The organism is Rhodococcus sp. SB1D, from assembly GCF_048573875.1.
GTDB lineage: Bacteria > Actinomycetota > Actinomycetes > Mycobacteriales > Mycobacteriaceae > Rhodococcus_F > Rhodococcus_F qingshengii.
This window is the reverse complement of the sequence record NZ_JBMAIQ010000001.1, coordinates 383,989-408,987: the sequence shown is the minus strand read 5'-3', so window position 1 is coordinate 408,987 and position 24,999 is coordinate 383,989. Positions and strand designations below refer to the sequence as shown.

Here is a 24,999-nt window from a genome sequence, read left to right as displayed (position 1 = left end):
AAGCACGCCCGCTGTATCGAACGACGAGCACGCTCACTGTGTCGATCGCCACGCCGAAAGCCCGCAGTGTGTTTCGCTCGTGTGACAAGCATGTGCATCTGGCGTGACGCCGCCGCGGCGCCCACCATCGCAGGTTGGGCAAGTGCAAAGATGAGTCAGGCCCGGGTCGACGTGATCCGGGCGAGAACCGATCAGCGAAAGGCACGCACGTGTCGTACCTGCTTCGCGTCCAACTGCCCGATCGACCAGGCAGCCTCGGCGCGCTCGCCGTAGCTCTCGGATCCGTGGGCGCAGACATCCTCTCCCTCGACGTCGTGGAACGAGGTGACGGTTTTGCCATCGACGACCTCGTGGTCGACGTCGAACCGGGCGCGCTGCCCGACACCTTGATCACCGCTGCCGAGCATCTACCGGACGTGCTGGTCGATTCGATCCGCCCCTACGCCGGGATTCTCGACACTCACCGTGAGCTCGAACTCATAGATTCCGTTGCGACGGCCCGAAACGATCGACTACAGGTCCTCGTCGACGGCGCGCCGCGTGTACTGCGAGTCGGCTGGTGCGTCGTCGCGGACATCGGCAAGCACGGTGCGTACCGCGTCGTCGGTAGCGCCGGCGCGCCGGAAACCCACGCCACCGACATTCCGTGGATGCCACTGGACAAGCCCACCGCCCTCGACGGCGAGGCCGACTGGGTTCCGGACGTATGGCGCGACATGAACACCAGCCTCGCTGCCGCACCTCTCGGCTCCGGCAATCGAGTCCTCATGCTCGGTCGTCCCGGTGGGCCCGAATTCCGCCCTTCGGAGATAGCCCGCCTCGGCTACCTCGCAGGAATCGTGGCGACGGTACTGGGTTGACCAGGCTGGCTGATCAGGCCAGGCCGCGCACCATGACGGTCAGTTCCATACCGCGAATCGGCTCCCACGCCCGCTCGGGATCGGGGACGAAACCGTTGCGGTCGTAGATACGACGGGCATCGACCATCTCGGGCTGCGTCGAGATGACCACCGAGTGATCGCCGCGGTCGTAGGCTTCGGCGATCACTGCGCGAACCAATGCGGTTCCGGCGCCCGATCCCCGAGCTTGCGGCGAGACTGCGAGCATGCGGAACTCGAGTTCGCCCTTCTGCGCAACATCCGCGAAGGGCGTGCCGGGTTCTGCGATCGTCAACGAGCCCACGACTTCGTCACCGAGAACCGCAACCAGCACCCGGCCCTGCTCCACCCGAGTTGCGGTGTCTCGCAGGCGCTCCGCGTACGGCGATCCGCCGGCGACAAATCCGCCACCCACGTACGACTGCACTGTCAGCTCCCCGACGGTCTCGAACTCAGCCGGTAGAACTTCACGAATCTCGATCATGGCGTCACTATCGCACCCAGCACACCAATCTCAGAAATCGGACAAAGTCACTCTGGTTCGTCCAAATCGGTGGGAGCGACCGCATCCGGGCCATCTTCGAGCAACCGCCGGAAGCCGTCTTCGTCGAGCACCGGCACACCCAATTCGACCGCCTTGTCGTGCTTGGAACCGGGCGCTTCACCGACGACGACAAACGCAGTCTTCTTCGAGACCGACCCTGCCGCCTTACCGCCGCGCACCAGAATCGCTTCCTTCGCCTGATCACGCGAGTAGGTCTCGAGCGAACCGGTGACGACGATCGAGAGGCCCTCGAGATTGCGCGGAATCGAATCGTCGCGTTCATCCTCCATGCGTACTCCGGCCGACGCCCACTTGTCGACGATCTGCTGATGCCAGTCGACGGAGAACCACTCCACGACGGCGGCGGCGATAGTCGATCCGACGCCGTCCACTGCAGCCAACTCGTCGACCGAGGCTTCCCGAATGCGTTGCAGCGAGCCGAATTCGCCGGCCAACGCCCTCGCGGCAGTGGGGCCGACGTGCCGAATCGACAGTGCCACAAGCACTCTCCACAGCGGCTTGTCCTTGGCCGAATCCAGGTTGGCCAGCAAGCGTTTTCCGTTGGCGGACAGGGATCCCGCATTGGTGCGGAAGATCGGAACTTCGATCAGTTTCTCGGCGTCGAGTGAGAAGAGATCGCCCTCGTCGCCGATGACCTTCGCCTCCAACAGCCCGGTCGCGGCCTCGTAACCGAGCACCTCGATGTCGAATGCACCGCGCCCCGAGACGTGGAACACGCGCTCGCGCAACTGCGCCGGGCAGTACTGCTGATTGGGGCATCGCACGTCGACGTCGCCCTCTTTCGCGGGTGCCAACAACGTGCCGCACTCGGGACAATGTGTCGGCATGACGAACTCGCGCTCGGTACCGTCACGAACGTCTGCCACGGGACCGAGAACCTCGGGGATGACGTCTCCGGCCTTGCGCAACACCACGGTGTCGCCGATCAGCACACCCTTGCGCTTGACCTCCGAGCCGTTGTGCAGCGTGGCCAAGGACACAGTGGAACCCGCCACCGTGACGGGTTCCATGTACGCGAACGGCGTCACACGACCCGTACGTCCGACACTGACCCGGATGTCGAGGAGCTTGGTCGTGACCTCTTCCGGCGGGTACTTGTACGCGATCGCCCACCGTGGTGCGCGCGACGTGGTGCCCAGACGTCGATGTAACGACATCTCGTCGACCTTGACCACCAACCCGTCGATCTCGTGCTCGACGTCGTGGCGGTGTTCTCCCCAGTACTTCATCTTCTCGACCACGGCGTCGGCGCCGACCACCCGTGAGGTGTGCGTGGACACCGGCAGACCCCAGGCGGCGAGGGCCACGTAGGCGTCGTACTGCGAGGCCGGCTCGAAACCTTCCATGCGCCCGAACCCGTGGCAGATCATTCCGAGGCGGCGACGCGCGGTGACGGCAGGATTCTTCTGACGCAGGGAGCCCGCCGCGGAGTTGCGCGGATTGGCGAACGGCGCCTTCCCCTCCTCCACCAGGGAGGCATTGAGTGCTGCGAAGTCCTCGAGGCGGAAGAACACCTCGCCACGCACCTCGAGCAGGCTCGGAATCGGGTACTCGTCCGTGGCGGTAAGGCGCTCCGGGATGTCGTTGATCGTCAGAGCGTTGAGCGTGACCAGCTCGCCCGTACGACCGTCACCGCGGGTTGCGGCACGAACGAGTTTGCCGTTCTCGTAGACGAGATTGAGGGCGACACCATCGATTTTCACTTCACAGAGATAGTGCAGTTCCGGCCCGGTTTCCTGCTCTACCTTGGCGATCCATGCTCGGAGCTCCGACTCGTCGAAGACGTTGTCGAGGCTGAGCATCCGCTCGAGGTGGTCGACGGACGTGAAGTCAGTCGCGAATCCGCCACCGACGAGTTGCGTCGGAGAGTCGGGAGTTCGCAGATCCGGGTACTGCTCTTCGAGAGCATTGAGCTGCCCGAGCAATGTGTCGAATGCACCGTCCGAAATGACGGGCGCATCACGAACGTAGTAGCGGAACTGATGCTGGCGTACCTCTTCGGCCAGCTCCGTCCACTGCTCGCGCGCCTCGTTGGGCGCTGGCTGCATTGCATCCGCGGTTTCAGTCACAGCTAGAAGATTATCGGTTCACACCGACACACCACACGACTCCACATCGGAACGCACACACTAGAACGCCGACGGATCGTCCACCAATGCCTTGCCGACGTCTGTACACAGCCGAAGGGCGGCACGAGCCCAGTCGAGGTTCGCACCCGCAAGACCGCAACGCGGAGTGACCGCGACCTGGGTCTGCAGGAGTTCACGCGAGAAGCCGAGACGATCTACCAGGGTGACGGCGGGCATCGCACACTCTTTCCACGTCACCGGCTTTTCCGGCTCCACGGACGGAACCAGACCGAGCGCCAATTCCTTGCCGGCGTCGAACAACTGGCCGATACCGTCGAGATCGCGTGAGCCGATGAGCGACATGTCGAAGCTCACGCCGAACGCCTGGCTTCGCCTCAGTAGATCCCACGGCATGTCTGTGCCGCAACTGTGGACGATTGTGGGCAGTCCGCAACCGCTGATCGTCGAGTCGAGTACGGCGAGTGCCTCGGGTTCCGGGAGAGCCGGAACGCTCTCCATCTTGGTGCGCCCAGGCAGCGAACCGGCCAGAACTGCCGCGATCTGCGGCTCGTCCAACTGGATCACCACTGCGGCGCCGGTGCGGCGAGTGACCTCGGCCGCATGACGCGCGAGACCCTCACCGAGTGATTCTGCGATGTCGCGGAGCGCACCGCGGTCGACGAGAACTCGCGAACCGTTTGCGACTTCGATCTCGGCGCCGAGTGTCAGCGGGCCGGCGGCTTGGAGCTTGACGACGTGGTCTCCGCCGACCAAGCGCGCCGACTCCCAGGCTTCCTCGAGCGCGTCGAGATCCTGATTCAGAAAGTCCTCGGCTCGCTTCGCGACATTGCCCCTCCGAGGCACGACTCGATAGGCGCGGGTCGAGGCGTCGAGGTTGATATCGACCAGAATTGCCCCCGCCCGGCCGACCATGTCAGCGCCGAGACCGCGGCTCGGCAACTCCACCAGATGCGGGAAACCACCCAGCTCACCGAGGATGGTTGCGGCACTTTCGCGGGCATCCGTGCCCGGCCAGGATCCGATTCCGGTGACGAGACCACCGATGGAAACCTGCTGCGTCACAGTGTGTTCGGCTCGGATTCGGTGCCCGAGATGGTGCCACTGCCGAGAACCTGGTCGCCCAGTTCGCGGTCGGGGCGATACAACACGACGGCCTGTCCCTTTGCGACGCCGGTCAGTGGTTCGCGCAACGAGATCGAGATACCGCCGCTTGAAGTACCGTCGTCGACGGCCTCCGCAACAGCCTGCGCCAGTCCACCGTGCGCACGAACCTGCACCATGCATTCGACAGGGCCCTCCGGCGCCTGGCCCGAGGTCCAGATCGCACGCTGCGCCGAGATGGCCCAGACGTCGAGATTCTTGGCCGAACCCACTCGGACCGTTCCGGTTTCGGGCTCGATCGCGGTCACGTACCGCGGACGGCCGTCACCCGCCGGACCTTCGACGCCGAGACCCTTGCGCTGTCCGATCGTGAAGCCGTGTACGCCGTCGTGTGCAGCGAGGACTTCACCCGAATCGGCGTCGACGACGCTTCCCGGGCGAACGCCGATGCGCGCACCCAGGAATGCTCGTGTGTCGCCGGTCGGGATGAAGCAGATGTCGTGACTGTCAGGCTTGTTCGCCACAGCCAGACCGCGCTCGGCGGCTTCCTCGCGGATCTGTTCTTTCGGTGTGTCACCGATCGGGAACATCGCTCGCGAAAGCTGCTCAGCCGTCAGCACACCGAGGACATACGACTGGTCCTTGTCAGCGTCGACCGCCCGGCGCAGGACGCCGTCTTCGAGGCGCGCGTAGTGACCGGTCGCCACGGCGTCGAAGCCGAGAGCGACTGCACGGTCGGCGAGTGCGGTGAACTTGATCTTCTCGTTGCAGCGCAGGCACGGATTGGGGGTCTCACCCGCTGCGTACGACGCCACGAAGTCGTCGATCACGTCTTCCTTGAAGCGATCGGCGAAATCCCAGACGTAGAAGGGTATTCCGAGAACGTCGGCGGCGCGCCTGGCGTCGCCGGCATCTTCCTTCGAGCAGCATCCACGCGAACCCGTCCGCAATGCGCCCGGCGCCGTGGACAAAGCAAGATGAACGCCGACGACGTCGTGTCCGGCGGCGACAGCGCGGGCGGCGGCGACAGCGGAGTCGACACCTCCGCTCATGGCTGCGAGTACTCGCATCAGCGATCCCCTCCACGCGAACCGGCACCGGCAAGACCGGCGGCCCGAGCGCGCTCTACTACTTGTGGAAGCGCAGCGATGAGCGCGTCCACATCGGTGACACTCGACGTATGTCCGAGCGAAAATCTCAGTGAGCCACGCGCGACGGGCGATTCGACGCCCATCGCGATCAAGACATGGCTGGCTCTGGCCACACCGGCGGTGCAGGCCGAACCGGTGGAACATTCGATACCGGCAGCGTCGAGCAGCATCAGCAACGAATCGCCCTCGCAACCGGGGAAGGTGAAGTGCGCGTTACCGGGAAGCCGATCGGAACCGGTCGGGCCGTTGAGCACCGACTCGGGAAGGATCTCCAGGACCCCGTCGATCAAACGGTCACGCAGCTTCGCCAATTCCCTTGTGCTCGAATCGAAGTTCGCGACATTCGCGCGCAGCGCCGCAGCCATCCCGACAACTCCCGCGGTGTCCGGCGTCCCCGAACGCAGATCACGTTCGTGTCCGCCGCCGTGAAGGAGCGGCACACAGGGAACCTGGCGTCCGAGCAGAAGCGCGCCGACGCCGTGCGGACCACCGAACTTGTGCGCCGCGATGCTCAGCGCGGCCAATTTGCTCGCCGCGAAATCGACCGGCAATTGTGCAACTGCCTGAACCGCGTCGCTGTGCATCGGAATCTCGAACTCAGCCGAAATCTCCGCCAACTCCACGATCGGCATGATCGAGCCGACCTCGTTGTTGGCCCACATCACCGTTACGAGTGCGACCTCGTCGGCGTGGACGGAAAGCTCGTCACGCAAGGTCTGCGGGTCGACGACACCGTTCTCGTCGACCGGCAACCACGTCACGCGCGCGCCCTCGTGCTGCTCGAGCCACTCGACGGCGTCGAGCACAGCATGATGCTCGACGGAGCTGGCCAGGATGCGAGTGCGTCGCGGGTCTGCGTCACGGCGAGCCCAGTAGATGCCCTTGACCGCGAGATTGTCGCTCTCGGTGCCTCCGGAGGTGAAGATGACCTCCGACGGCCGCGCACCCAAGCTGGCGGCGATCGATTCGCGCGATTCCTCGACGCGGCGCCGGGCCGCACGGCCGGAGCCGTGCAACGAGGACGCGTTGCCCACGGTTTTGAAGGTATCGGTCATCGCCTCGATAGCGGCTGCCGACATCGGAGTCGTGGCGGCATGATCGAGGTACACCGGAAATCCGGCGTGGGCACTGTGTGCAGGCAGAGTCATGGCTTGACAAGGATAGCCCAGCACGAGAGTTCGACCAGCCTCGCTCAGCAGGCTAAGCGCTCATCGCCGGGGAAGGATCGATTTGTCCCACGGCTTGTGTCACGAGTTCCGGTGCGGGGTCGAAGATGTCGTGAGCTGCCAGATCGATGATGTCGACGCCGCGTACGGCTCTCTCGCATCGCTGCGCGAGATCGGCTCGACACTCCCCTGCCTCCTCGAGCGGAGCCAGCCTGACCTTCACCTCGACGTTCTTCTGACGCAGGATCCGACGGATGGACTGACCGATCGTTTCGGTGCCGACAAAGCAGGGTCCGGTGCACAGGGAACCGTCGGCGTTCTCGTAGCGGATCGCCATCGGCTGAACCGGGCATTCGGCGTCGACGGCTGCTTGGAACATCGCCGGACGAAAACCGCCGTATGCCCGCCCGCACCAGGTCGTTCCCTCGGGAAACACCATCACCCGGACACCTCGCTGCAGGCGTTCGCGAACGACGTCGACGGTTCCGGGGAGTTCACGCAGGCGAGCGCGGTCGATGGGGACGACGCGCATCCGGCGCGCGAGACCGCCGAGCACTGCCCAGTCGAGCAGGTCGGCGCGGGCGACGAAGTTGGCCGGAGCAACGGCGCTCGCGACGAGGACGTCGGTCCAGGACACGTGACCGGCGACAACCATGACCCCGTCAGGTTCCGCGCGCCCCAACCGCTGATCGTCGACCGTCAGCTTCATCCCCAGACAACGAAGCAACGCGCGCGAGTATCCGCGTTGCATCTCAGTACGCCAGGTGCGCGGGAGCAGCCAGCCGGCCGAAAGCACAGGCGCAGTCACCAGTGCGGCACCGACCATGACCCCGCGGGCCATCACGGTGATACTCGACACACCGGGTGCGTCCGCGGGTAGGCACCCGTCGCCGCAGGGGCTCGTCGGCACCCAGTACGGCACCGCCGCGGTCATCAGCCGATCCCCGACTCGTGTGCGGCGGCCGCCGATCGCAGCCGTTCCAGATAGCGCTTGTTGGCGGAGTGAAGGCCTTGCAGCGCAACAAAATCGGCCACACCGAACTCGGGATCGTGAGCAGGTTCCCCGCAGATCATCGCGCCCATCCGCAAGTAACCACGGAGCAACGGTGGCATCGTCACGCGTTCCGGTGCGGCGATCTCGTCGAGCGTCAGACCCCCGAGGACCACCGGGTTTCGTGGGATCACCCGCCGCGACCCCGGACTGGCGTGCTTGTTCATCACGAAGTCACGGACGCCGCGGACATCGGCGCCGGCAATTGAATCGGGGCTCGGCAAGACGGGCACGGAGACGCAGCCCATCACCCACTCGTATCCGGTCAATTCGAGATAGTGCAGGATGCCCGACCACATCAGGCTCAGGACGGATCCGGTGCGGTGCGCGGGATCGACGCACGCGCGACCCATTTCGACGATCCTGTTCGCCACCGGATCGAGCGCGGAGATGTCGAATTCGGTTGCGGTGTAATACCCACCCGCCGCCGCAGCGGAATCCGGCGGCAGCATTCGGTAGCAGCCGACGTACTCCTCGGTGATGTTGTCACGAACGAGTAGATGATCACAGAATTCGTCGAAGCCGTCGGCGTCGAGTTCGAAGACCCCGGCCGAGGCCGGGAGGGAGAAGCCTGGCTCGGAGGCGAACACTCGGTATCGAAGGCGCTGCGCTGCGACACGATGCTCGCGGTCGGAGGAGACGATCAGGGAATATCTCGGCTGGGCGACCTCACGGCCGAGATTGTCACTCGCGGAGCGAAGGACTGACGTAATTGTCATGCGCAAGGTTTATCGAGCGCGAACGGCGTCTCGGTATCGACGAAGTGACATGCCGATGCAGGCCGGGTGAATAAAGCACTGTGCGCCTTTATCAACCGCGGGGGGTTGATAAAGGCGCACAGCAGTTTGTGCTTTTCAGCCCTTGTGGGACTTCACAGCTTCGGTGAGCTGCGGTGCGACGTTGAACAGGTCGCCCACGATGCCGAAGTCGGCGATCTCGAAGATGGGTGCCTCTTCGTCCTTGTTGACCGCAACGATGGTCTTGGACGTCTGCATGCCGGCGCGGTGCTGGATGGCACCGGAAATGCCGAGCGCGATGTACAGCTGCGGGGAGACCGTCTTACCGGTCTGACCGACCTGGAACTGTCCGGGGTAGTAACCCGAGTCCACAGCGGCACGCGAAGCACCGACTGCAGCGCCGAGGGAGTCGGCCAGCTCTTCGACGACGGAGAACTTGTCCGCGCTGCCGACACCACGTCCACCGGAGACGACAACCGACGCCTCGGTGAGCTCCGGGCGGTCGCCGCCGACGATGGGCTCACGCGAGGTGACCTTGACGGCACTCTCGTCCTGGGCCGGAACCTCGACGGTGATCTGCTCGCCTGCGCCGGCCTGCGGAGCAGCCTCGACTGCGCCCGGACGAACCGAGTAGACCGGAACGTCGCCGTTGGCCTTGGCCTCGACGGTGAACGCGCCACCGAAGATGGAGTGGACGCCGGTGCCGTCAGCCTTGATCTCGATGACGTCGGTCAGCAATCCGGAGCCCAGACGTGCGGCCAGACGACCGGCAACCTCTTTGCCCTCGGTGCCGGCTGCGGTGATGACTGCTGCCGGGCTGGTGGACTCGACCAGAGCGGCGAGAACGTCGACCTTGGGGGTGACGAGGTAGCCGTCGATGTCGTCGGACTCGGCGACGTAGATCTTCTCGGCGCCGGCTGCTGCCAGAGCGTCGGCGAGCTTTGCTGCGGTGCCCGCGGGGCCGGCGACAACTGCCGACGGCTCACCGAGTGCGCGTGCAGCGGTGATGAGTTCGGTGCTGACCTTCTTCAGCGCACCCTCTGCGTGCTCTACGAGCACAAGTACTTCTGCCATGACTTAACTCTCCCTGAGTTCTTCTGCTGGATGTCTAGAAGGGCGCGATCAGATGACCTTGTTGCTGACGAGGTAAGCGGCAATCTTGGTGCCACCGTCTCCCTCGTCGACGATGCGCTCACCAGCGGTACGGGGGGGCTTGGGGGTGGAGGACGTCACGGTGGTGCCGGCGTTGGCAACTCCGACGGTCTCCGGGTCGACTCCGAGGTCGGCCAGCGTGTAGACGAGAACTTCCTTCTTCTTCGCGGCCATGATGCCCTTGAAGGACGGGAAGCGCGGCTCGTTGATCTTCTCGGTGACCGAGACGATCGCGGGCAGCGAAGCCTCGAGGCCGAAGACGCCCTCGTCGGTCTCGCGCTCACCGGTGATCTTGCCGTCGGCGACGACGACCTTGCGCAGCTGCGTGAGCTGCGGGATGCCCAGGTACTCGGCGATGATGGCCGGAACAGCGCCGACGCGGCCGTCGGTGGCCTCGTTGCCGGCGATGATCAGGTCGGCAGGCTCGTCGTTCTCGAAGGTGATCTGTCCGAGAGCAGCAGCGAGCGTCCATGCGGTCTGGATCGCGTCGGAGCCGTGCAGTGCCGGGTCGTTGATGTGGACGGCCTTGTCGGCGCCCATCGAGAGAGCCTTGCGGATAGCGTCGGTGGCGCGGTCGGGACCTGCGGACAGCACCGTTACCTCACCGCCCTGAGCTTCCTTGATGAGGAGTGCTTCTTCGACGGAGCGCTCGTTGATCTCGTCGAGGACTGCGTCGGCGGCTTCACGGTCAAGCGTGTAGTCGCCGTCGGTCAGCTTGCGCTCGGACCATGTGTCGGGGACCTGCTTGATCAAAACAACGATATTCGTCATGGGTCTTCGTCGACCTCCTGTGTGTAATTCACCTGATAAATCGTCTGTGGTGCTCGCGCAGTCCGAGCGTCCGAAAAGAGAGTCCGACAGGTCTCCCCACGGGCGAATTTCTCGGTTCACGTCGGCTGTGCGTTAGATTACCCCACGTTAAGTTACCGGTGGGTAACTTAACGTGGAACCTCGTCCACCATAACGGCACGAACAGGAATTGACAGCAGTGATCTGGACCACGGCGAACACGTTCTACTCGGATGGCACTAATCTCGCACGGGTGAGTGAAACGAGTGTCAGCAACCACGAGGACGCACCCCTGCCCTTGACGGGCGAACGAACCGTGCCAGGAATCCCCGAGGAGAACTACTGGTTCCGACGCCACGAAGTGGTGTACTGCGCACTTCTGGAGCGCTGCACGGACCGCCGAGTCCTCGAGGCCGGTTCTGGAGAAGGCTACGGCGCCAACATGATTGCGGACGTCGCAACAAAGGTTACCGGCCTCGACTACGACATCTCCGCGGTCGAGCACGTCCGTGCCCGCTACCCCCGCGTCGAGATGCTCCACGGCAACCTCGCCGAGCTTCCACTGGCGGACAACTCGGTTGACGTCGTCGTCAATTTCCAGGTGATCGAGCACCTGTGGGATCAGGGTCAGTTCCTACGCGAATGCTTCCGAGTTCTCGCTCCCGGCGGTGAACTTCTCATCAGCACCCCCAACCGGATCACCTTCTCCCCCGGCCGCGACACGCCGCTCAACCCTTTCCACACTCGTGAGCTCAACGCCTCCGAAATGACCGAATTGCTCGAAGACGCCGGATTCCGCGTTCAGTTGATGACCGGCGTCCACCACGGTTCGCGCCTGAAGGAACTCGACGCCAAGCACGGCGGATCGTTCATCAACGCGCAGATCGACCGCGCGTTGGCCGGTGAGCCCTGGCCCGAAGATCTCACCCGCGACGTCGAGGGCATCACCGTCGACGACTTCAGCATCAGCGAACCCGACATCGACGACAGCCTCGACCTCGTCGCTATTGCCGTGAAGGAAACCGGCGAGTGAGTAACGCAACACCCGTCACCGAACCGGGGATGTTCGCCCTGGTTCTGCACTCCCATCTGCCGTGGCTCGCCAACCACGGCAGATGGCCAGTCGGCGAGGAATGGATCTACCAGTCCTGGGCTGCGTCGTACATTCCGCTCGCCGCCGCGCTACGACGCCTGGCCGACGAGGGCCGATCGCACCTGCTGACGCTGGGCATCACGCCCGTACTCGCGGCCCAGTTGGACGATCCCCACTGCCTCGCCGGGATGCATCACTGGCTCGGCAACTGGCAAATCCGTGCCCACGAGGCTGCCGGCATGCCGGACGCGGCGCACCGCGAACTCGGCGCGCGCGAGCACCGGGCCTCAGCTGCCGCTCTCGCAGATTTCGAGACTCACTGGCAGCACGGCGCCTCACCGGTGTTCCGCGACCTCATCGATCGCGAGGCCTTCGAGCTTCTCGGCGGGCCGCTGGCCCACCCGTTCCAACCGCTGCTCGATCCTCGCTTGCGGGCGTTCTCCCTCCGCGAAGGTCTCGCCGACGCGCATGCCCGGTGGAATCACACTCCGACCGGGATCTGGGGACCCGAGTGCGGGTACACCCCGGGCATGGAGCGCGGGTACGCCGAAGCGGGCGTCACCCACTTCATGGTCGACGGCCCCGCCTTGCGCGGCGACACATCCCTCGGTCGCCCGGTTCGAGAATCCGACGTGGTTGCATTCGGCCGCGACCTGCAGGTCAGCTACCGCGTCTGGTCCCCCAAGTCCGGATATCCGGGTCACGCCGCCTACCGCGACTTCCACACCTACGACCACGAGACGGGTCTCAAGCCGTCGCGGGTCACCGGACGGACCGTCGACTCCGCCGACAAGTTGCCGTACGACCCCGAACTCGCTGCGGCCGCCGTCGACAAGCATGTTGCCGACTTCGTCGAAACCGTTCGGGCGCGTCTGCGCAGTGAATCCACCCGCATCGGCCGCGACGCCCTGGTGGTCGCAGCTTTCGACACCGAACTGTTCGGGCACTGGTGGCACGAAGGTCCGCAGTGGCTCGAAAAACTCCTGCGCGCGCTTCCCGAGGCCGGAATTCGCGTCGGCACCCTCGCCGACGCCAAGGCATCGGGATACGTCGGCGAACCCGTTCAACTCGAGGATTCGTCCTGGGGATCGGGTAAGGACTGGCGTGTCTGGGCCGGCGATCAGGTGTCCGACCTGGTGCAACTGAACTCCGAAGTGGTCGATACCGCGCTCGGCACCGTGGACAAGTCTCGCGGACGCGACAACGCACCCGGACGACCGGAACTGCGAAACCGCGTCAACGATCAGATACTTCGCGAGACACTGATGACAGTTTCGAGCGATTGGGCATTCATGGTGAGCAAGGATTCGGCCGCGGGGTACGCCCGCGAACGTGCGCACAAGCACGCCCACGCGACCAGGGAAATCTCCGAAGCGCTGGTTTCCGGCCGCGATGCCGTCGCGGTGCGACTCGCCGAAGGCTGGAATCGCGCCGACGGGTTGTTCCCGGGACTGGATGCTCGCCGTCTACCTGACACAGAACTGAGTCCGTCGTGAAAATTCTCATCGTCTCGTGGGAGTACCCACCGGTCGTCGTCGGCGGGCTCGGTCGACACGTCCACCATCTCGCCACCGAATTGGCAGCGGCGGGCCACGAGGTCGTGGTGCTCTCACGCCGCCCCTCCGGAACGGATGCGTCGACGCACCCGACGATCACGCACATCTCCGAAGGCGTACTGGTCGTCGCAGTGGCCGAGGACCCGGCACACTTCGTCTTCGGCGAGGACATGCTCGCGTGGACCCTCGCGATGGGTCACGCGATGGTCCGGGCCGGGATGGCGCTGCACAAGCCAGGAGTGGGCGAGGGCTGGCAGCCCGACGTCGTGCACGCGCACGACTGGCTGGTCGCGCATCCGGCGATCGCCCTGGCCGAATTCTATGATGTCCCACTGGTTTCCACACTTCACGCCACCGAGGCGGGTCGCCACAGCGGCTGGATCTCCGGACGCATCAACCGCCAGGTCCACTCCGTCGAGTGGTGGCTGGCAAACGAATCCGACTCTCTCATAACCTGTTCGGCGTCCATGCAGGAAGAAGTGACCGAGCTCTACGGCCCGACGCTGCCGCCGATCACCGTCATCCGCAACGGAATCGACGTGACCACGTGGAACTTTCGCGAACGTGGACCGCGATCCGGACCGCCGAAACTCCTCTTCGTCGGCCGCCTGGAATACGAGAAGGGCGTGCAGGACGCCATCGCAGCACTCCCCCGAATCCGTCGTAGCCACCCCGGCACGACCCTCGCGATCGCGGGCGAAGGCACCCAGTTCACCTGGCTCTACCAACAGGCACGCACGCATCGCGTCGCGCGGGCGGTGGACTTTCTCGGCAACCTCGATCACACGGAACTGCTCAGCTGGCTGCACGGAGCGGACGCCATCGTCCTGCCGTCGCGCTACGAGCCGTTCGGGATCATCGCCCTCGAAGCGGCGGCGGCCGGCACTCCGCTGATCACGTCCACCGCAGGCGGACTGGGCGAAGCCGTCGTCGACGGGGTGACGGGGATGTCCTTCCAACCGGGCGACATCGCCGGGCTCACCTCGGCTGTCCGCGAGGTACTCGACGATCCCGCCGGGGCGCAGGAACGGGCAGTGGCCGCCCGCGCACGCCTGACATCGGACTTCGACTGGCATCAGGTCGCCGAGGAGACTGCTCACGTCTACGCGGGCGCGAAGCGTCGGGTGCGGCAGCCGTTGGCACGGCCACAGATTCCCGAGCGTCCGCTGCCCGGTCGCTGAGCTCGCTTTGTGCTGATCTCAGGGGGTCGGGAGTGGCGCGGTGAAACGAGAACTCGCATCCCCGAGCAGATGGCCTGGTGGCAGCATCCGGCCGCACAGCACGAGCAGGAGATCCTGCGCCGCCCCGTGAACCTCGGCGCCGGCACCGTACGTCCAGTCTCGGTCGTCGGCGCGCAACCGAGCGCCGTCGAGGTCAGTTCCGAAATACTTCACGGTTTTGGGCGAGAGTCCGCTGAGCACACGAGTGAGCCGGTCTTCGGGCACCACGTAATCGTCGCCGAGTGCCACGCGAATGTCCTGACCGTGGATCACGTCGTGCGAGAGCGCACCCTCGAAGCCGCCGCCTGGAGGCTTCCACGGGTGTGCAACGTTGTCGCGAAGCGAGGCAAGCAGTTGTCGCTCACCGACTTCCGACGTATCGGCGAGCGCTCGCCGGTTCGACATCTTGTTGAAGTTTCCGCGTGACTTGACCATTTCCACGACGAATCGCGGCGCCGAGTATCGGTAGGGCATGGTGATGTGCGCGATCACTTCGCGGACCCGCCACCCCTCGCACAGGGTCGGCGCGTTCCACTGCTCCGTGCTCAGGCCTTCGAGAAATCCCACCAGTTCGCGGCGCTGCGCCACGACCCATTCGGGTGTCTGTTCGCTCATGTCGGCACTCCTTTCACCGGCGCAGACTTTCGGCGCCGATACCGATACAGACCGGTGGCGGCGCCGAAAGTAATCGCTGGTTCTGCCAAAAAGTGAGCTACGACGTCGACGACGCGTCGGCAGCGTCCGCAGCAGCCTTCTTGCGTGCGATGTCCTCGAGCGCCGCGATGTACTTTGCACGATCGGCAGCGCCGGCTTCCCAATCGGACTTGCGGTTCTTGACCGCCTTCGCGGGCGAGCCGACCGCGATGCTGTAGTCCGGGATGTCGCCTTTGACGACGGCGTGCGCACCGAGGACACAACCGCGTCCGACGCGGGTATTTCGCAGCACGGTGACCTTCGCTGCCACCCAGGTGTCCGGGCCGATACGGACGGGGCCCTTGACGATGCCCTGGTCCTTGATCGGTGTGTTGATGTCGTCCATGCGGTGGTCGAAATCGCAGATGTAGCACCAGTCGGCTACGAGCGTCGACGCACCGATTTCGATGTCGAGGTACGTGTTGACGACGTTGTCCTTGCCGAAGACGACCTTGTCGCCGATGCGCAGCGAGCCTTCGTGGCAGCGGATCGCGTTGCCGTCACCGATGTGCACCCAGCGCCCGATCTCGAGGCGGGACAGGTCGGGGGTGGAATGGATTTCGACGTTCTTGCCGAGGAACACCATGCCGCGCAGGATCACGTGCGGGTTGGCCATCTTGAACTTGGCGAGACGGTAGTACCGCACCAGATACCAGGGTGTGTACGCCTTGTTCGCCAGAACCCATTTGAGGGAATCGACCGTCAAGAACTTGGCCTGATCGCTGTCGCCTCGGCGTGATCCCCGCCATCGAGTGCGCAACGGTGCGCCCCACATGCTCGTCATGAGTGTTCAGCCTACGTGGGGCCGACTCACCGACCCTCGGGGTGTGCCCCGTCACGTTGCCCCGGTCGGGATAGTCTCTGGTCCGGGCTTGTGCAGTTACCGAGGGCTCTTGATCAACTGAAGGCAGGGAGATTGTGATGCGGCGGGTCCTACGGTCGTCCGTGATGGTGTCGACGGCGATCGCTGCGGCCCTGATCGCCGGTTGCGGCAGCGACGACGGACGGGTGGACCGGTACGCGTCGGCGGGTTGGCCGGCCATGCACGCCGACGCCCGCAACAGCGACACGAGCCCGGTCACCGGATCACGCGATGTCGAGTTCGCATGGTCACGCCCTCTCGGCGGTCCGGTTGCCGCGTACGCCTCGGTGGCCGCGAACGGCCAGAGCTTCGTCACCGCCCGCACCGAGAACGGCTGCAATCTCTTCTCGTTCCAGATGGATACGGGTCGCAAGAAGTGGTGCGCTCGACTCAACGACGGAGTAGTCGCGTCCACACCCATCGTCGACACGGCCACCAATGTCTACGTCGGCGAGAGCGGCGCGATGATGTCCTTCACCGAGACTGGTCAATTGCGTTGGCGCACGCTCGTTGTGGGCACTCCTCTCTCGTCACAGTTCACCGGCGACGGAAACCTGTTGTTCATCACCCAATTGGGTCAGATCAACGTGCTCGACCCGCAGACCGGCGCAAAAGTGGTTCCGTCGTTCGACCTGATCCCGCCGCCGTCGATCGACCAGGGCGCGAATGCAGAACTCATTCCCGACAACAAGGGTTTGAACGAGTGCTTCCTCGGCACGTCCGGCTGCCCGGTGGCCAATACCCCGGCAGTGGACCTGGGCACCGGCAAGTTCTACTTCACCTTCTACGGACCCAGTTCTCAGGCAGCCGATCTGGTCGCCATGAAGTACACGGGCGGCGACAATCCGTCCATCACCCGCGAGTGGTCCACCGACGCGCTTCCCGGTGGAACGGCGTCGAGCCCGGACCTGTCGAAGGACGGCAAGACCGTCTACGCCACCGACAACAACGGATCTCTCTGGGCAGTGAACGCCGAAACCGGTGACACCAGGTGGAGTTACGACATCGGCTTCAACTCGGCCGGTAGTGCCTCGACGTCCGACGACGGTTTGATCATTCCCGCCGGCGGCGACAAGGGCCACCTCCTTGCCGTGCGCGACGAGGGAGATCACGCCGAACTGGCCTGGGAACGTAAAGACCTTCTGCAACTGGGCGTTCCGGCGCAGACCGCCGGCAACACCGGATACACCGTCGTACGCGAGGGTGAGAACGGACTGAGCCTGATCACCTTCGACACCGAAACCGGTGAGACGGTGGATCAGGACACGTTGCCGGGAGCAGTCGGCTTCACCGTCGGCACCTCGATCGGCCCCAAGGGCGAAGTGTTGACGCCCAGCGCAATCGGTGAACTGTTCGTCTTCAAGTGAGCTAGCGGGATGCCTCACAGATGAAGGCCGACGCCGATCGCCCGATCCGTACGATCACGACGCTCAGCGCAAGCGAGCCCTTGAGCTTGAGCCGTGGACGCAGCACTGCCGGGTCCACGTCGACTCCTCGCACCAGGATTTCGGCCACACCGCAGTCCCGCTTGGACAGTGTCTGTTTGAGCAGTTTCTCGGAGTACTTGATCTGCTCGAGGATCCGGAATCCGCGAACTCCCTCAGGGACGCTGTCACCGGTCAGATAAGCGATGCGTGGATCGAGCTGCCAGAGGCCGTGTCTGGCCGCGTAGTGGCGCACGAGGCCCGCGCGCACTACCGCTCCGTCCGGGTCGATGATCCACTCCCCCGGCGCTTGCTCCGGAATCACGTCGTCCTCGGCGTCGGTGATCGCCCACCCGCTCCCGTCGGAGCGAAGCACCGAAGCTCGGCGCGTGACGCCGGACTCGGCCAGTCCCGTCGACCACAGGCAGGCTTCCTTGACGCCGCCGTCGAGCGAGACGACCTCGACTTCCCCGTCCCAGCCCAGATTGTCGAAATCGAGTCCGGGAGCACACTTCACCGCGAGATCACGGCCGGAGTACGCCTCTATGAGGTCCGGTAGAGGTGGCATCAACGCTGCCGGATCGTGAGTGCGGCGACCGCCCGATCGCCGTGCGGGGTCTGCCAGTACGACGGTGTCGCGTGTCGTCGGGCGGAGCGCGTCGGCCCGCAGCAACGCTGCGCTCGGCACATTGCGCTGTGCCATCGCCAGGCGAACGGAATCGATGTCGCTGCCGATCACGCGATGCGCAACTCCGGTCAAGGCATGCAGTTCGGCGCCGATGGAGCACGTCACGTCGTGGACGTCGCGCCCGATCAGACGCTGCGCGCGGTGCGCCGCCACAACACCGGGAGTGGCCTGCTGCATCGCGTCGTCCGTGAACAACCACTGATCACTGCCGGGCAGTTTCGTAACGGCCTTGCGTCGAAGCAGGACGGTGTCCACGAGCGCAGGCATGTGATCACCGAAACGCGTACGCGTCCGGCCGATGTCGGCCAGACGCGTACGCGTGGACAGTTCGAGCTGATCCACCTCGGCCAAGGCAGCTACGCCGGAATCACTTCCGAGATAGTCGACGTCGCCGAGGGTGAAGTCATAACCCAATTCAGTTGCCGGGCTTCACGCCGGTGATCATGACGTTGTAGAAGAATCCGCGAGGAACGACGTGGCGGAGCACCTTCTCGTCGACCCAGCTGAGCGTCTTCCAACCACCGAAAGCGAAACGCCCCCAGCCCCAACCGAGCTTCTCCGGCGGAACAGCCGCTTCGAAGGTACGGACAGGCCAGCCGAGAAGCGCCGCGGCGAATTCCTCGGTGGCAGCGTGGACCTGATCGGCGCCCGCAGACTTCGCCATGTTCTCGAGGTCGGTGGGGTCGAACGTGTGGATGTCGACGACAGCTTCGAGAGCTGCTGCACGAGAAGACTCGTCGAGTTCCTCTTGCGGACGACGCCAGTCTGCGAGGAACGGCAGCTTGGTCACGCGTGTGGTTGCTTCCCACGTCGCGCGGCCGAGCCAGCGGGCGTAGAAGTTGCCGACAGTGGTGGGCTCACCGGCGAAGACGAAACGTCCGCCGGGCTTGAGGACACGAAGGACCTCACGGAGCGACTTCTCGACGTCCGGAATGTGGTGCAGCACGGCGTGGCCGACCACCAGGTCGAAGGTGTTGTCCTCGTACGGAATGGTCTCGGCATCGGCAACACGGCCGTCGACCGGAAGGCCGAGGCTTTCGGCATTGCGCAGTGCGACCTTGACCATACCGGGCGAGAGGTCGGTGACCGAACCGGTCTTGGCGACTCCACCCTGCATCAGGTTCAGGAGGAAGAATCCGGTGCCGCAACCGAGTTCGAGCGCGCGCTCGTACGGGAGCGGCTGATCGCCCGCGACGGCGTCGAAACGACCACGTGCATAGTCGATGCAGCGCTCGTCGTACGAGATGGACCACTTGTCGTCGTAGGTTTCGGCTTCCCAGTCGTGGTAGAGCACCTGGGCGAGCTTGGTGTCCTTACGAGCGGCCTCGACCTCTTCGGCCGTGGCGTGCGGCCGCGGCGCGGGGTCGACTACCGAGGTGTCGGTAGCGGCGGGCGGCGTGACGGTTGCGTCGTCATTCGGGCTGGCTGTCATGGCGGCTATCCTACTCGCTGGTAAGAGATGAACAAGTTCTAGTTTAGGGGAGCCTACTCGCCCGTGAACTCGGCCTTGCCCGGACCGTTCGCGATGAACGACTCCATGCCGATCGCCTGATCCTTGGTCGCGAACAATCCGGCGAACAGATGCTGCTCGATCTTGAGCCCGGATTCCAGGTCGGTGTTCAGACCCTCGTCGATGGCTGCCTTGGCAGCAGCCAACGCACGTGACGCTCCCCCGACGAACTGCGAGGCCCATGTCCGGGCCGCGGTGTACACGTCGTCGGGAGCGACGACCTCGTCGACCAAACCGATGGCCAACGCCTCGTCAGCCCCGACGAAACGGCCGGTGAAGACCAGATCCTTGGCCTTGGCCGGACCGATCAGACGAGCCAGACGCTGCGTTCCGCCGCCACCGGGAATGATTCCGAGCAGAATCTCCGGAACTCCGAGCTTGGCATTGTCTCCGACGATCCGGCGATCGGCCGAGAGTGCAACTTCGAGTCCACCGCCGAGTGCGTATCCGGTGATCGCGGCAACGGTCGGCTTCGGGATGGACGCCACGGCACCGAGTCCGGCCTGCATGCCGCCGATCGCGTCACGGATCTGGCCGTAATCCATCTCGGCCATTTCCTTGACGTCGGCACCGGCTGCGAAGACTTTCTCGCCGCCGTAGACGATGACGGCCTTGACTGCCTTGTCGACGGTCGCAGCGTGTGCGGCAGCAGCCAACTCGTCCTGAACCTGACGGTTCAGAGCGTTCATGGGCGGACGCGCCAGACGGATGGTGCCGATGCCTTCGGAAACCTCGAGAGTCACAAATTCAGCCATGGTCGAGAGGTTACTTTGCCGCCTTGACCGACCACGGATGCGGCCCGGCGACGTAGTAACCGTCCTGGTTCGGGAACTCGACGCGCAGCGTTTCCTCGTCGGTGATCAACGTAGGCAGGATGACGGGAATCTCCGGCTCGGCTGCGAGTATCTCCGCCACCGAACTGAACTTGGCCAATTCGGTCAGCTGACTCCACGTCGGCGGCAACAGGATGCTGCCACCCTCCCGCCAATGCGCGAGCGCGTCCTGCGGGCTCTGCCAACGCACCTCGGCGGCCTCGGAGGTGACCCCGTCCGCGATCTGTCCGGTCGGTGACGCTGCGACGAAGAAGCGCGTGTCGTAGCGGCGGGTCTCGCCCACCGGCGTGATCCAGTTCGCCCACGGCCGCAGCAGATCCGTGCGCAGGACCAGGTTCTCCTTCTTCAGGAAATCGCTGAACGACAGCTCGTGCTTTTCGAGAGCTACTCGGTCCTGTGCATAGCCGGCCGTGTCCGCGACGACCGTGTCAGCCGTGGGGCCGGCCAGCAGGACACCGCACTCCTCGAAAGTTTCCCGCACCGCAGCCAAGACGAGAGCCTTCGCCCGAGCAACATCCGTGCTGAACCGCTCGGCCCACCACTCGACCGACGGTCCGGCCCACTCGACCTCGGCCGTCGCATCGGACTTGTCGACGCCGCCGCCGGGGAATACCGTCATGCCCCCGGCAAACGCCATCCCCTGTACTCGTTGAAGCAGGAAGATCTCGATACCGGATTCGGCATCGCGCACCAAGATGACGGTCGACGCATCCTTGGGCTCGGGGACAGCGTTTGCATTCTCGTTAGCCATGCTTCGCGAACCTACGCGATCTGTGATCTGGGCCGCATTTCAGGTCCCACTGAAGCTCACGCGCGATGAGCTCCGGACGGTCTCGCGCGGCGCGCGAAGTATCGGCCGTCCGCCTTGTCGAGGCTGATGGACTGGCTGAATGCCGCGCTCAGATTTTCGGCGGTGATGACGTCGTCCAGAAGGCCCTGAGAGACGACCTCCCCTTCCTTGAGAAGGAGTGCGTGGGTGAATCCCGGCGGGATTTCCTCGACGTGATGGGTGATCAGAACGGTAGCCGGGGCGTCCGGATCGGCAGCCAGTTCGGCGAGTCTTGCCACAAGTTCCTCACGTCCACCGAGATCGAGCCCGGCGGCGGGCTCGTCCAGGAGAAGAAGTTCGGGATCGGTCATCAAGGCTCGCGCGATGAGGACGCGCTTGCGCTCGCCTTCGGAAAGCGTCCCGTACGTCCGATCCGCCAGGTGCTCGGCGCCGAGGCTTTCGAGCATCTCCACAGCGCGCGAGGTGTCCATGGATTCGTACTCCTCGCGCCACCGACCGAGAACGGCGTAGCCCGCCGACACGACGAGGTCGCTGACCTTCTCGTCGCCGGGCACGCGGTTCGCCAACGACGACGAGGACAAACCGATTCGCGGGCGCAACTCGTTGACGTCGACCTTGCCGAGCACTTCGCCAAGGAGGTGGGCAGAACCACTGGTCGGGAAAGTCTCACCGGCCGCGATGCGCAGCAGCGAGGTCTTGCCGGCACCGTTGGGTCCGAGCACCACCCATCGCTCGTCCAGCTCCACTTTCCAGGTGACGGGCCCCACGAGAGTGGACCCTCCCCGACGGATGAGTACGTTGTCGAAATCGATGAGCAGATCTGGATCAGGTAGCGGCACCCGAACATCTTCCCGCACATTCTCCGGCCGTTCACGGCAGGATCATCTTGCGTGTCGCCTCTCATCGAAACTCACCCCCCGACGCCCGGGTCTCCGTTCCCACTCGGCGCCAACATCGTGGACTCCGGAACCCAGTTCGCGGTCCACGCCCCGGCCGCGTCGAGCGTCCACATCTGCCTGATCGACCAGGACGGAAACGAAGATCGCGTCGAACTTCGGCAACACACGTACGGAATCTGGCACGGAATCATCTCCGGGATCGGTGCGGGGCAGCGTTACGGAATTCGGGCGTCCGGCCCGTGGAATCCGCGCGCCGGGCTGAGACTTAATCCACACAAGCTGCTCGTCGATCCGTGGGCGCGCCGCATCGAGGGGGATCTCGGTGATCACCGTGCCCTCCTGTCGTACGCCGACGATCCCTTCGGCGACCCGTCGACGGTCGACTCGCTCGGCCACGTGCCGCTGTCCGTGGTGACTCCCGGCCTCGCGCCCGCCGGAGCCCGCCTCGAGACGCCGTGGGAGGAAAGCGTCATCTACGAACTGCATGTGGGCGCGTACACCGCCAGTCATCCAGGAGTACCCGCCGCCCACCGCGGAACGTACCTCGGCCTGACGGCACCGGCCGTGATCGATCACCTCGTCTCACTCGGCGTCACTGCCGTGGAACTGCTTCCCGTACAGGCGTTTCTGACCGAACAGAGCGTCCGCGAGCGAGGGATGCGCAACCACTGGGGATACTCGACGGCGTCGTACTTCGCCCCGCATCCCGGATACGCGGCAACTCCGGGCGGCGAAGTCACCGAGTTCCGGATCATGGTCGACGCACTACACGCGGCAGGCATCGAGGTCGTCCTCGACGTCGTCTACAACCACACCTGCGAGCAGAGTGTCGACGGAATCAGTGTCAGCTGGCGAGGTTTGGACGGCCCCGGCTATTACCTTCTCGACGGCGACGGCCGCGACATCGACCTGACCGGGTGCGGCAACACGGTCGACGCCTGCTCCCCCATCGCCGTCCGCATGATCACCGACAGCCTTCGTTACTGGGCCACCGAAATGGGTGTCGACGGCTTCCGATTCGATCTTGCGAGCGCGTTGGGTAGGCCGCGCGGCGGCGGCTTCGACCAGCGGGCGTCCATCCTGTCCGCCATCTCCTCCGATCCGGTACTGACTCGGTGCAAGCTCATCGCCGAACCGTGGGATGCCACTGCCGACGGTTACCAGGTCGGAAACTTCGGACTCCAATGGTCGGAATGGAACGACAAGTACCGCAGCACCATTCGCCAGTTCTGGAACGGCGGCTCCAGCGTCCGGAAGGTCGCGTCGCGCCTCGCCGGTTCCGAGGACATCTTTGCCGGCAGCGGCCGTCGCCCCTGGGCGTCGATCAACTTCGTCACAGCGCACGACGGGTTCACCGCCGCCGATCTGGTCGCGTACAACCACAAGCACAACGAAGCCAACGGTGAAGACAATCGTGACGGCGCCGATCACAACGATTCGTTCAACCACGGAATCGAAGGCCCGAGCACCGATCCCGAGATTCAGGACGCCAGAGCACGTCATGTACGGGCGCTACTGGCCACGCTCGTGCTGTCGACAGGCACACCGATGCTCACCGCCGGAGACGAGTTCGGCCACAGTCTCGGCGGAAACAACAACGCGTATTGTGTTCCCACACTTGCCTCCCCAGCCGATTCGTGGGCCCTGGACTGGACGGCGGCCGATCAGTCGTTGGTGCAGTTCGTCTCCCGAGCGTTCGGATTACGCCGAACGGCACCGGCGTTGCGTCAGCCCGAATTCTTCGAAGGCAGAAGAAGACTGGAGCACCCGGACCTCGTCTGGTTCGACGCTGCCGGCGTCGAATTCGACGACACCGCATGGTACGACGAGAGTCACCGAACGCTGCAGGCCTGGATCGACGGAGCCGACGTTCGGTCTCACACTCGAACCGGGCGCCCACTCGGTGACGACAGTTGGCTCCTGATCCTGCATTCCGGTGGACCGGTTCAGGTCACCGTCGGCACTCCGGCTTGGTTCGACGGCACCTTGACTGCATCGTTCGATTCGGCGTCACCCACCGGAGAACCTGCCTCCACGGCCGAAGTTCCCGTCGGCACCGAGATTTCGCTGACCGGCCCCACGGTCTTGGCCTTACGTTCCGTGACACGTCCTCCGGTCACCGCTGCTGTCATGGAATCCGGCAGCACCTTGATGAGGAATTGAATGGTCGGTCCGATCCCGAAGGCGTACAACACTGTTCCGACGCCGACGGTTCCACCGAGGAGCCATCCGGTCGTGAGGACCGCGATCTCGATGCTGGTACGCACGAGCCTGACCGACAGACCTGTGCGAGCGACCAGTCCGGTCATCAATCCGTCGCGGGGGCCCGGCCCCATGCCCGCGCCGATGTAGAGAACGCTGGCCAGTCCGTTGAGGAGGATTCCCGCGACCATGATCATGGCTCGAACTGGCATGGAATCAAAGACCGGCAAGAAGGCCAGTGAGGTATCCACCGAGATGGCAATTACAACGACATTGGCGACCGTTCCGAATCCCGGCCGCTGACGGATCGGAATCCAGAGCAGCAGTACCACCGCACCGGTAATCGCAGTGATCACGCCGAAACTGAGCGAAACATGCTCGGCCACGCCCTGATGGAACACATCCCAGGGATCCAGACCAAGACCGGCTGTGATCATCATGGCCATCGAGAAGCCGTACAACCACAGACCAACGAACAGCGAGGCGAATCTCCGTATCAACACCCGACCATCTTGAAGGCCACTGGACTGTTCATCCATAGCCAATTTG

22 protein-coding genes and 1 pseudogene are annotated in these 24,999 nt (G+C 64.6%); 6 read left to right on the top strand and 17 right to left on the bottom strand.

The genetic code is table 11. The annotated features are described in order from the left end of the window. Nucleotides 1–209 precede the first annotated feature (209 nt). A complete protein-coding gene (locus tag ACN50D_RS01940; RefSeq protein ID WP_003944719.1) occupies nucleotides 210–860 on the top strand; it encodes an amino acid-binding protein in 651 nt (216 codons plus the stop codon). Between the two features lie 13 nt (nucleotides 861–873). On the opposite strand, the gene ACN50D_RS01935 is transcribed toward ACN50D_RS01940, so the two are convergent. The 9 genes from ACN50D_RS01935 to ACN50D_RS01895 form a co-directional block, all read right to left on the bottom strand. Continuing rightward, a complete protein-coding gene (locus ACN50D_RS01935) occupies nucleotides 874–1,362 on the bottom strand; it encodes a GNAT family N-acetyltransferase (protein WP_003944764.1) in 489 nt (162 codons plus the stop codon). A 47-nt stretch (nucleotides 1,363–1,409) separates the two neighbouring features. Beyond that, nucleotides 1,410–3,491 carry an NAD-dependent DNA ligase LigA gene (gene ligA, locus ACN50D_RS01930; protein WP_007729389.1) on the bottom strand — a complete coding sequence of 694 codons (2,082 nt, stop codon included), beginning with the start codon at nucleotides 3,489–3,491 and terminating at the stop codon, nucleotides 1,410–1,412. Between the two features lie 81 nt (nucleotides 3,492–3,572). Next, nucleotides 3,573–4,595 (bottom strand): methionine synthase, encoded by a 1,023-nt coding sequence (locus ACN50D_RS01925; protein ID WP_073512979.1) that lies wholly within the window; start codon nucleotides 4,593–4,595, stop codon nucleotides 3,573–3,575. Next, a complete protein-coding gene (mnmA, locus tag ACN50D_RS01920; RefSeq protein WP_042447455.1) occupies nucleotides 4,592–5,704 on the bottom strand; it encodes a tRNA 2-thiouridine(34) synthase MnmA in 1,113 nt (370 codons plus the stop codon). Before mnmA ends, ACN50D_RS01925 begins: the two co-directional genes overlap by 4 nt. After that, nucleotides 5,704–6,933 (bottom strand): cysteine desulfurase family protein, encoded by a 1,230-nt coding sequence (locus ACN50D_RS01915; protein ID WP_073512980.1) that lies wholly within the window; start codon nucleotides 6,931–6,933, stop codon nucleotides 5,704–5,706. Before ACN50D_RS01915 ends, mnmA begins: the two co-directional genes overlap by 1 nt. A 52-nt stretch (nucleotides 6,934–6,985) precedes the next feature. Then, complete coding sequence (locus ACN50D_RS01910; protein ID WP_003944726.1) at nucleotides 6,986–7,885, bottom strand: lysophospholipid acyltransferase family protein; 900 nt, start codon at nucleotides 7,883–7,885, stop codon at nucleotides 6,986–6,988. Then, complete coding sequence (locus tag ACN50D_RS01905) at nucleotides 7,885–8,721, bottom strand: GNAT family N-acetyltransferase (RefSeq protein WP_073512981.1); 837 nt, start codon at nucleotides 8,719–8,721, stop codon at nucleotides 7,885–7,887. The genes ACN50D_RS01910 and ACN50D_RS01905 overlap by 1 nt, the downstream gene beginning before the upstream one ends. Nucleotides 8,722–8,856: 135 nt before the next feature. Beyond that, nucleotides 8,857–9,813, bottom strand: coding sequence for an electron transfer flavoprotein subunit alpha/FixB family protein (locus ACN50D_RS01900; protein WP_003944698.1), 957 nt, complete (start codon nucleotides 9,811–9,813; stop codon nucleotides 8,857–8,859). A gap of 48 nt (nucleotides 9,814–9,861) precedes the next feature. Further along, nucleotides 9,862–10,662: an electron transfer flavoprotein subunit beta/FixA family protein gene (locus tag ACN50D_RS01895; RefSeq protein WP_003944754.1), complete on the bottom strand. Its 801-nt coding sequence runs from the start codon at nucleotides 10,660–10,662 to the stop codon at nucleotides 9,862–9,864. 271 nt (nucleotides 10,663–10,933) lie between these two features. On the opposite strand from ACN50D_RS01895, the gene ACN50D_RS01890 reads away from it, so the two are divergent. Genes ACN50D_RS01890 through ACN50D_RS01880 form a run of 3 tightly spaced genes read left to right on the top strand, consistent with a single transcriptional unit; the run spans nucleotide 10,934 to nucleotide 14,510 of the window. Next, complete coding sequence (locus tag ACN50D_RS01890; RefSeq protein WP_307850402.1) at nucleotides 10,934–11,713, top strand: class I SAM-dependent methyltransferase; 780 nt, start codon at nucleotides 10,934–10,936, stop codon at nucleotides 11,711–11,713. Nucleotides 11,714–11,742: 29 nt separating this feature from the next. After that, nucleotides 11,743–13,269 (top strand): glycoside hydrolase family 57 protein, encoded by a 1,527-nt coding sequence (locus tag ACN50D_RS01885; protein WP_211920601.1) that lies wholly within the window; start codon nucleotides 11,743–11,745, stop codon nucleotides 13,267–13,269. Next, nucleotides 13,266–14,510, top strand: coding sequence for a glycosyltransferase family 4 protein (locus ACN50D_RS01880; protein WP_003944732.1), 1,245 nt, complete (start codon nucleotides 13,266–13,268; stop codon nucleotides 14,508–14,510). The genes ACN50D_RS01885 and ACN50D_RS01880 overlap by 4 nt, the downstream gene beginning before the upstream one ends. An 18-nt stretch (nucleotides 14,511–14,528) precedes the next feature. On the opposite strand, the gene ACN50D_RS01875 is transcribed toward ACN50D_RS01880, so the two are convergent. Together ACN50D_RS01875 and ACN50D_RS01870 are read right to left on the bottom strand one after the other, a co-directional pair. Next, nucleotides 14,529–15,164 carry a maleylpyruvate isomerase family mycothiol-dependent enzyme gene (locus tag ACN50D_RS01875; protein WP_007729415.1) on the bottom strand — a complete coding sequence of 212 codons (636 nt, stop codon included), beginning with the start codon at nucleotides 15,162–15,164 and terminating at the stop codon, nucleotides 14,529–14,531. A gap of 97 nt (nucleotides 15,165–15,261) precedes the next feature. After that, nucleotides 15,262–16,026 carry an acyltransferase gene (locus ACN50D_RS01870; protein ID WP_003944741.1) on the bottom strand — a complete coding sequence of 255 codons (765 nt, stop codon included), beginning with the start codon at nucleotides 16,024–16,026 and terminating at the stop codon, nucleotides 15,262–15,264. A gap of 137 nt (nucleotides 16,027–16,163) precedes the next feature. Here ACN50D_RS01870 and ACN50D_RS01865 point away from each other — a divergent pair, with 137 nt between their 5' ends. Further along, nucleotides 16,164–17,471: a PQQ-binding-like beta-propeller repeat protein gene (locus ACN50D_RS01865; protein WP_007729417.1), complete on the top strand. Its 1,308-nt coding sequence runs from the start codon at nucleotides 16,164–16,166 to the stop codon at nucleotides 17,469–17,471. A gap of 1 nt (nucleotide 17,472) precedes the next feature. Here ACN50D_RS01865 and ACN50D_RS01860 read toward each other — a convergent pair whose 3' ends face one another. The 5 genes from ACN50D_RS01860 to ACN50D_RS01840 are packed head-to-tail and all read right to left on the bottom strand — an operon-like array spanning nucleotide 17,473 to nucleotide 22,188. Next, nucleotides 17,473–18,630 carry a THUMP-like domain-containing protein gene (locus tag ACN50D_RS01860; RefSeq protein ID WP_007729420.1) on the bottom strand — a complete coding sequence of 386 codons (1,158 nt, stop codon included), beginning with the start codon at nucleotides 18,628–18,630 and terminating at the stop codon, nucleotides 17,473–17,475. Nucleotide 18,631: 1 nt separating this feature from the next. Beyond that, nucleotides 18,632–19,648 carry a class I SAM-dependent methyltransferase gene (locus tag ACN50D_RS01855; RefSeq protein ID WP_003944733.1) on the bottom strand — a complete coding sequence of 339 codons (1,017 nt, stop codon included), beginning with the start codon at nucleotides 19,646–19,648 and terminating at the stop codon, nucleotides 18,632–18,634. A 53-nt stretch (nucleotides 19,649–19,701) separates the two neighbouring features. Further along, a complete protein-coding gene (locus ACN50D_RS01850; protein WP_003944701.1) occupies nucleotides 19,702–20,481 on the bottom strand; it encodes an enoyl-CoA hydratase/isomerase family protein in 780 nt (259 codons plus the stop codon). A 10-nt stretch (nucleotides 20,482–20,491) separates the two neighbouring features. Next, complete coding sequence (locus ACN50D_RS01845) at nucleotides 20,492–21,310, bottom strand: NUDIX hydrolase (RefSeq protein ID WP_003944751.1); 819 nt, start codon at nucleotides 21,308–21,310, stop codon at nucleotides 20,492–20,494. Nucleotides 21,311–21,366: 56 nt separating this feature from the next. Continuing rightward, nucleotides 21,367–22,188, bottom strand: coding sequence for an ABC transporter ATP-binding protein (locus tag ACN50D_RS01840; RefSeq protein ID WP_003944728.1), 822 nt, complete (start codon nucleotides 22,186–22,188; stop codon nucleotides 21,367–21,369). Nucleotides 22,189–22,239: 51 nt separating this feature from the next. Between ACN50D_RS01840 and glgX the strand changes: the two are divergent. Further along, nucleotides 22,240–24,282: pseudogene (gene glgX, locus ACN50D_RS01835) on the top strand (glycogen debranching protein GlgX); the annotation flags it as partial. Here glgX and ACN50D_RS01830 read toward each other — a convergent pair. After that, a complete protein-coding gene (locus ACN50D_RS01830) occupies nucleotides 24,195–24,989 on the bottom strand; it encodes a YczE/YyaS/YitT family protein (RefSeq protein ID WP_249342735.1) in 795 nt (264 codons plus the stop codon). The pseudogene glgX and the gene ACN50D_RS01830 overlap by 88 nt on opposite strands. Nucleotides 24,990–24,999: the final 10 nt, after the last annotated feature.

Excerpts from the sequence above, each read along its gene's own strand:
- ACN50D_RS01935 (WP_003944764.1), bottom strand. The coding sequence starts at position 1,362 with ATGATCGAGATTCGTGAAGTTCTACCGGCTGAGTTCGAGACCGTCGGG.
- ligA (WP_007729389.1), bottom strand. The coding sequence starts at position 3,491 with ATGCAGCCAGCGCCCAACGAGGCGCGCGAGCAGTGGACGGAGCTGGCC.
- mnmA (WP_042447455.1), bottom strand. The coding sequence starts at position 5,704 with ATGCGAGTACTCGCAGCCATGAGCGGAGGTGTCGACTCCGCTGTCGCC.
- ACN50D_RS01915 (WP_073512980.1), bottom strand. The coding sequence starts at position 6,933 with ATGACTCTGCCTGCACACAGTGCCCACGCCGGATTTCCGGTGTACCTC.
- ACN50D_RS01910 (WP_003944726.1), bottom strand. The coding sequence starts at position 7,885 with ATGACCGCGGCGGTGCCGTACTGGGTGCCGACGAGCCCCTGCGGCGAC.
- ACN50D_RS01905 (WP_073512981.1), bottom strand. The coding sequence starts at position 8,721 with ATGACAATTACGTCAGTCCTTCGCTCCGCGAGTGACAATCTCGGCCGT.
- ACN50D_RS01900 (WP_003944698.1), bottom strand. The coding sequence starts at position 9,813 with ATGGCAGAAGTACTTGTGCTCGTAGAGCACGCAGAGGGTGCGCTGAAG.
- ACN50D_RS01895 (WP_003944754.1), bottom strand. The coding sequence starts at position 10,662 with ATGACGAATATCGTTGTTTTGATCAAGCAGGTCCCCGACACATGGTCC.
- ACN50D_RS01885 (WP_211920601.1), top strand. The coding sequence starts at position 11,743 with ATGTTCGCCCTGGTTCTGCACTCCCATCTGCCGTGGCTCGCCAACCAC.
- ACN50D_RS01875 (WP_007729415.1), bottom strand. The coding sequence starts at position 15,164 with ATGAGCGAACAGACACCCGAATGGGTCGTGGCGCAGCGCCGCGAACTG.
- ACN50D_RS01870 (WP_003944741.1), bottom strand. The coding sequence starts at position 16,026 with ATGACGAGCATGTGGGGCGCACCGTTGCGCACTCGATGGCGGGGATCA.
- ACN50D_RS01865 (WP_007729417.1), top strand. The coding sequence starts at position 16,164 with ATGCGGCGGGTCCTACGGTCGTCCGTGATGGTGTCGACGGCGATCGCT.
- ACN50D_RS01855 (WP_003944733.1), bottom strand. The coding sequence starts at position 19,648 with ATGACAGCCAGCCCGAATGACGACGCAACCGTCACGCCGCCCGCCGCT.
- ACN50D_RS01850 (WP_003944701.1), bottom strand. The coding sequence starts at position 20,481 with ATGGCTGAATTTGTGACTCTCGAGGTTTCCGAAGGCATCGGCACCATC.
- ACN50D_RS01845 (WP_003944751.1), bottom strand. The coding sequence starts at position 21,310 with ATGGCTAACGAGAATGCAAACGCTGTCCCCGAGCCCAAGGATGCGTCG.
- ACN50D_RS01830 (WP_249342735.1), bottom strand. The coding sequence starts at position 24,989 with ATGGATGAACAGTCCAGTGGCCTTCAAGATGGTCGGGTGTTGATACGG.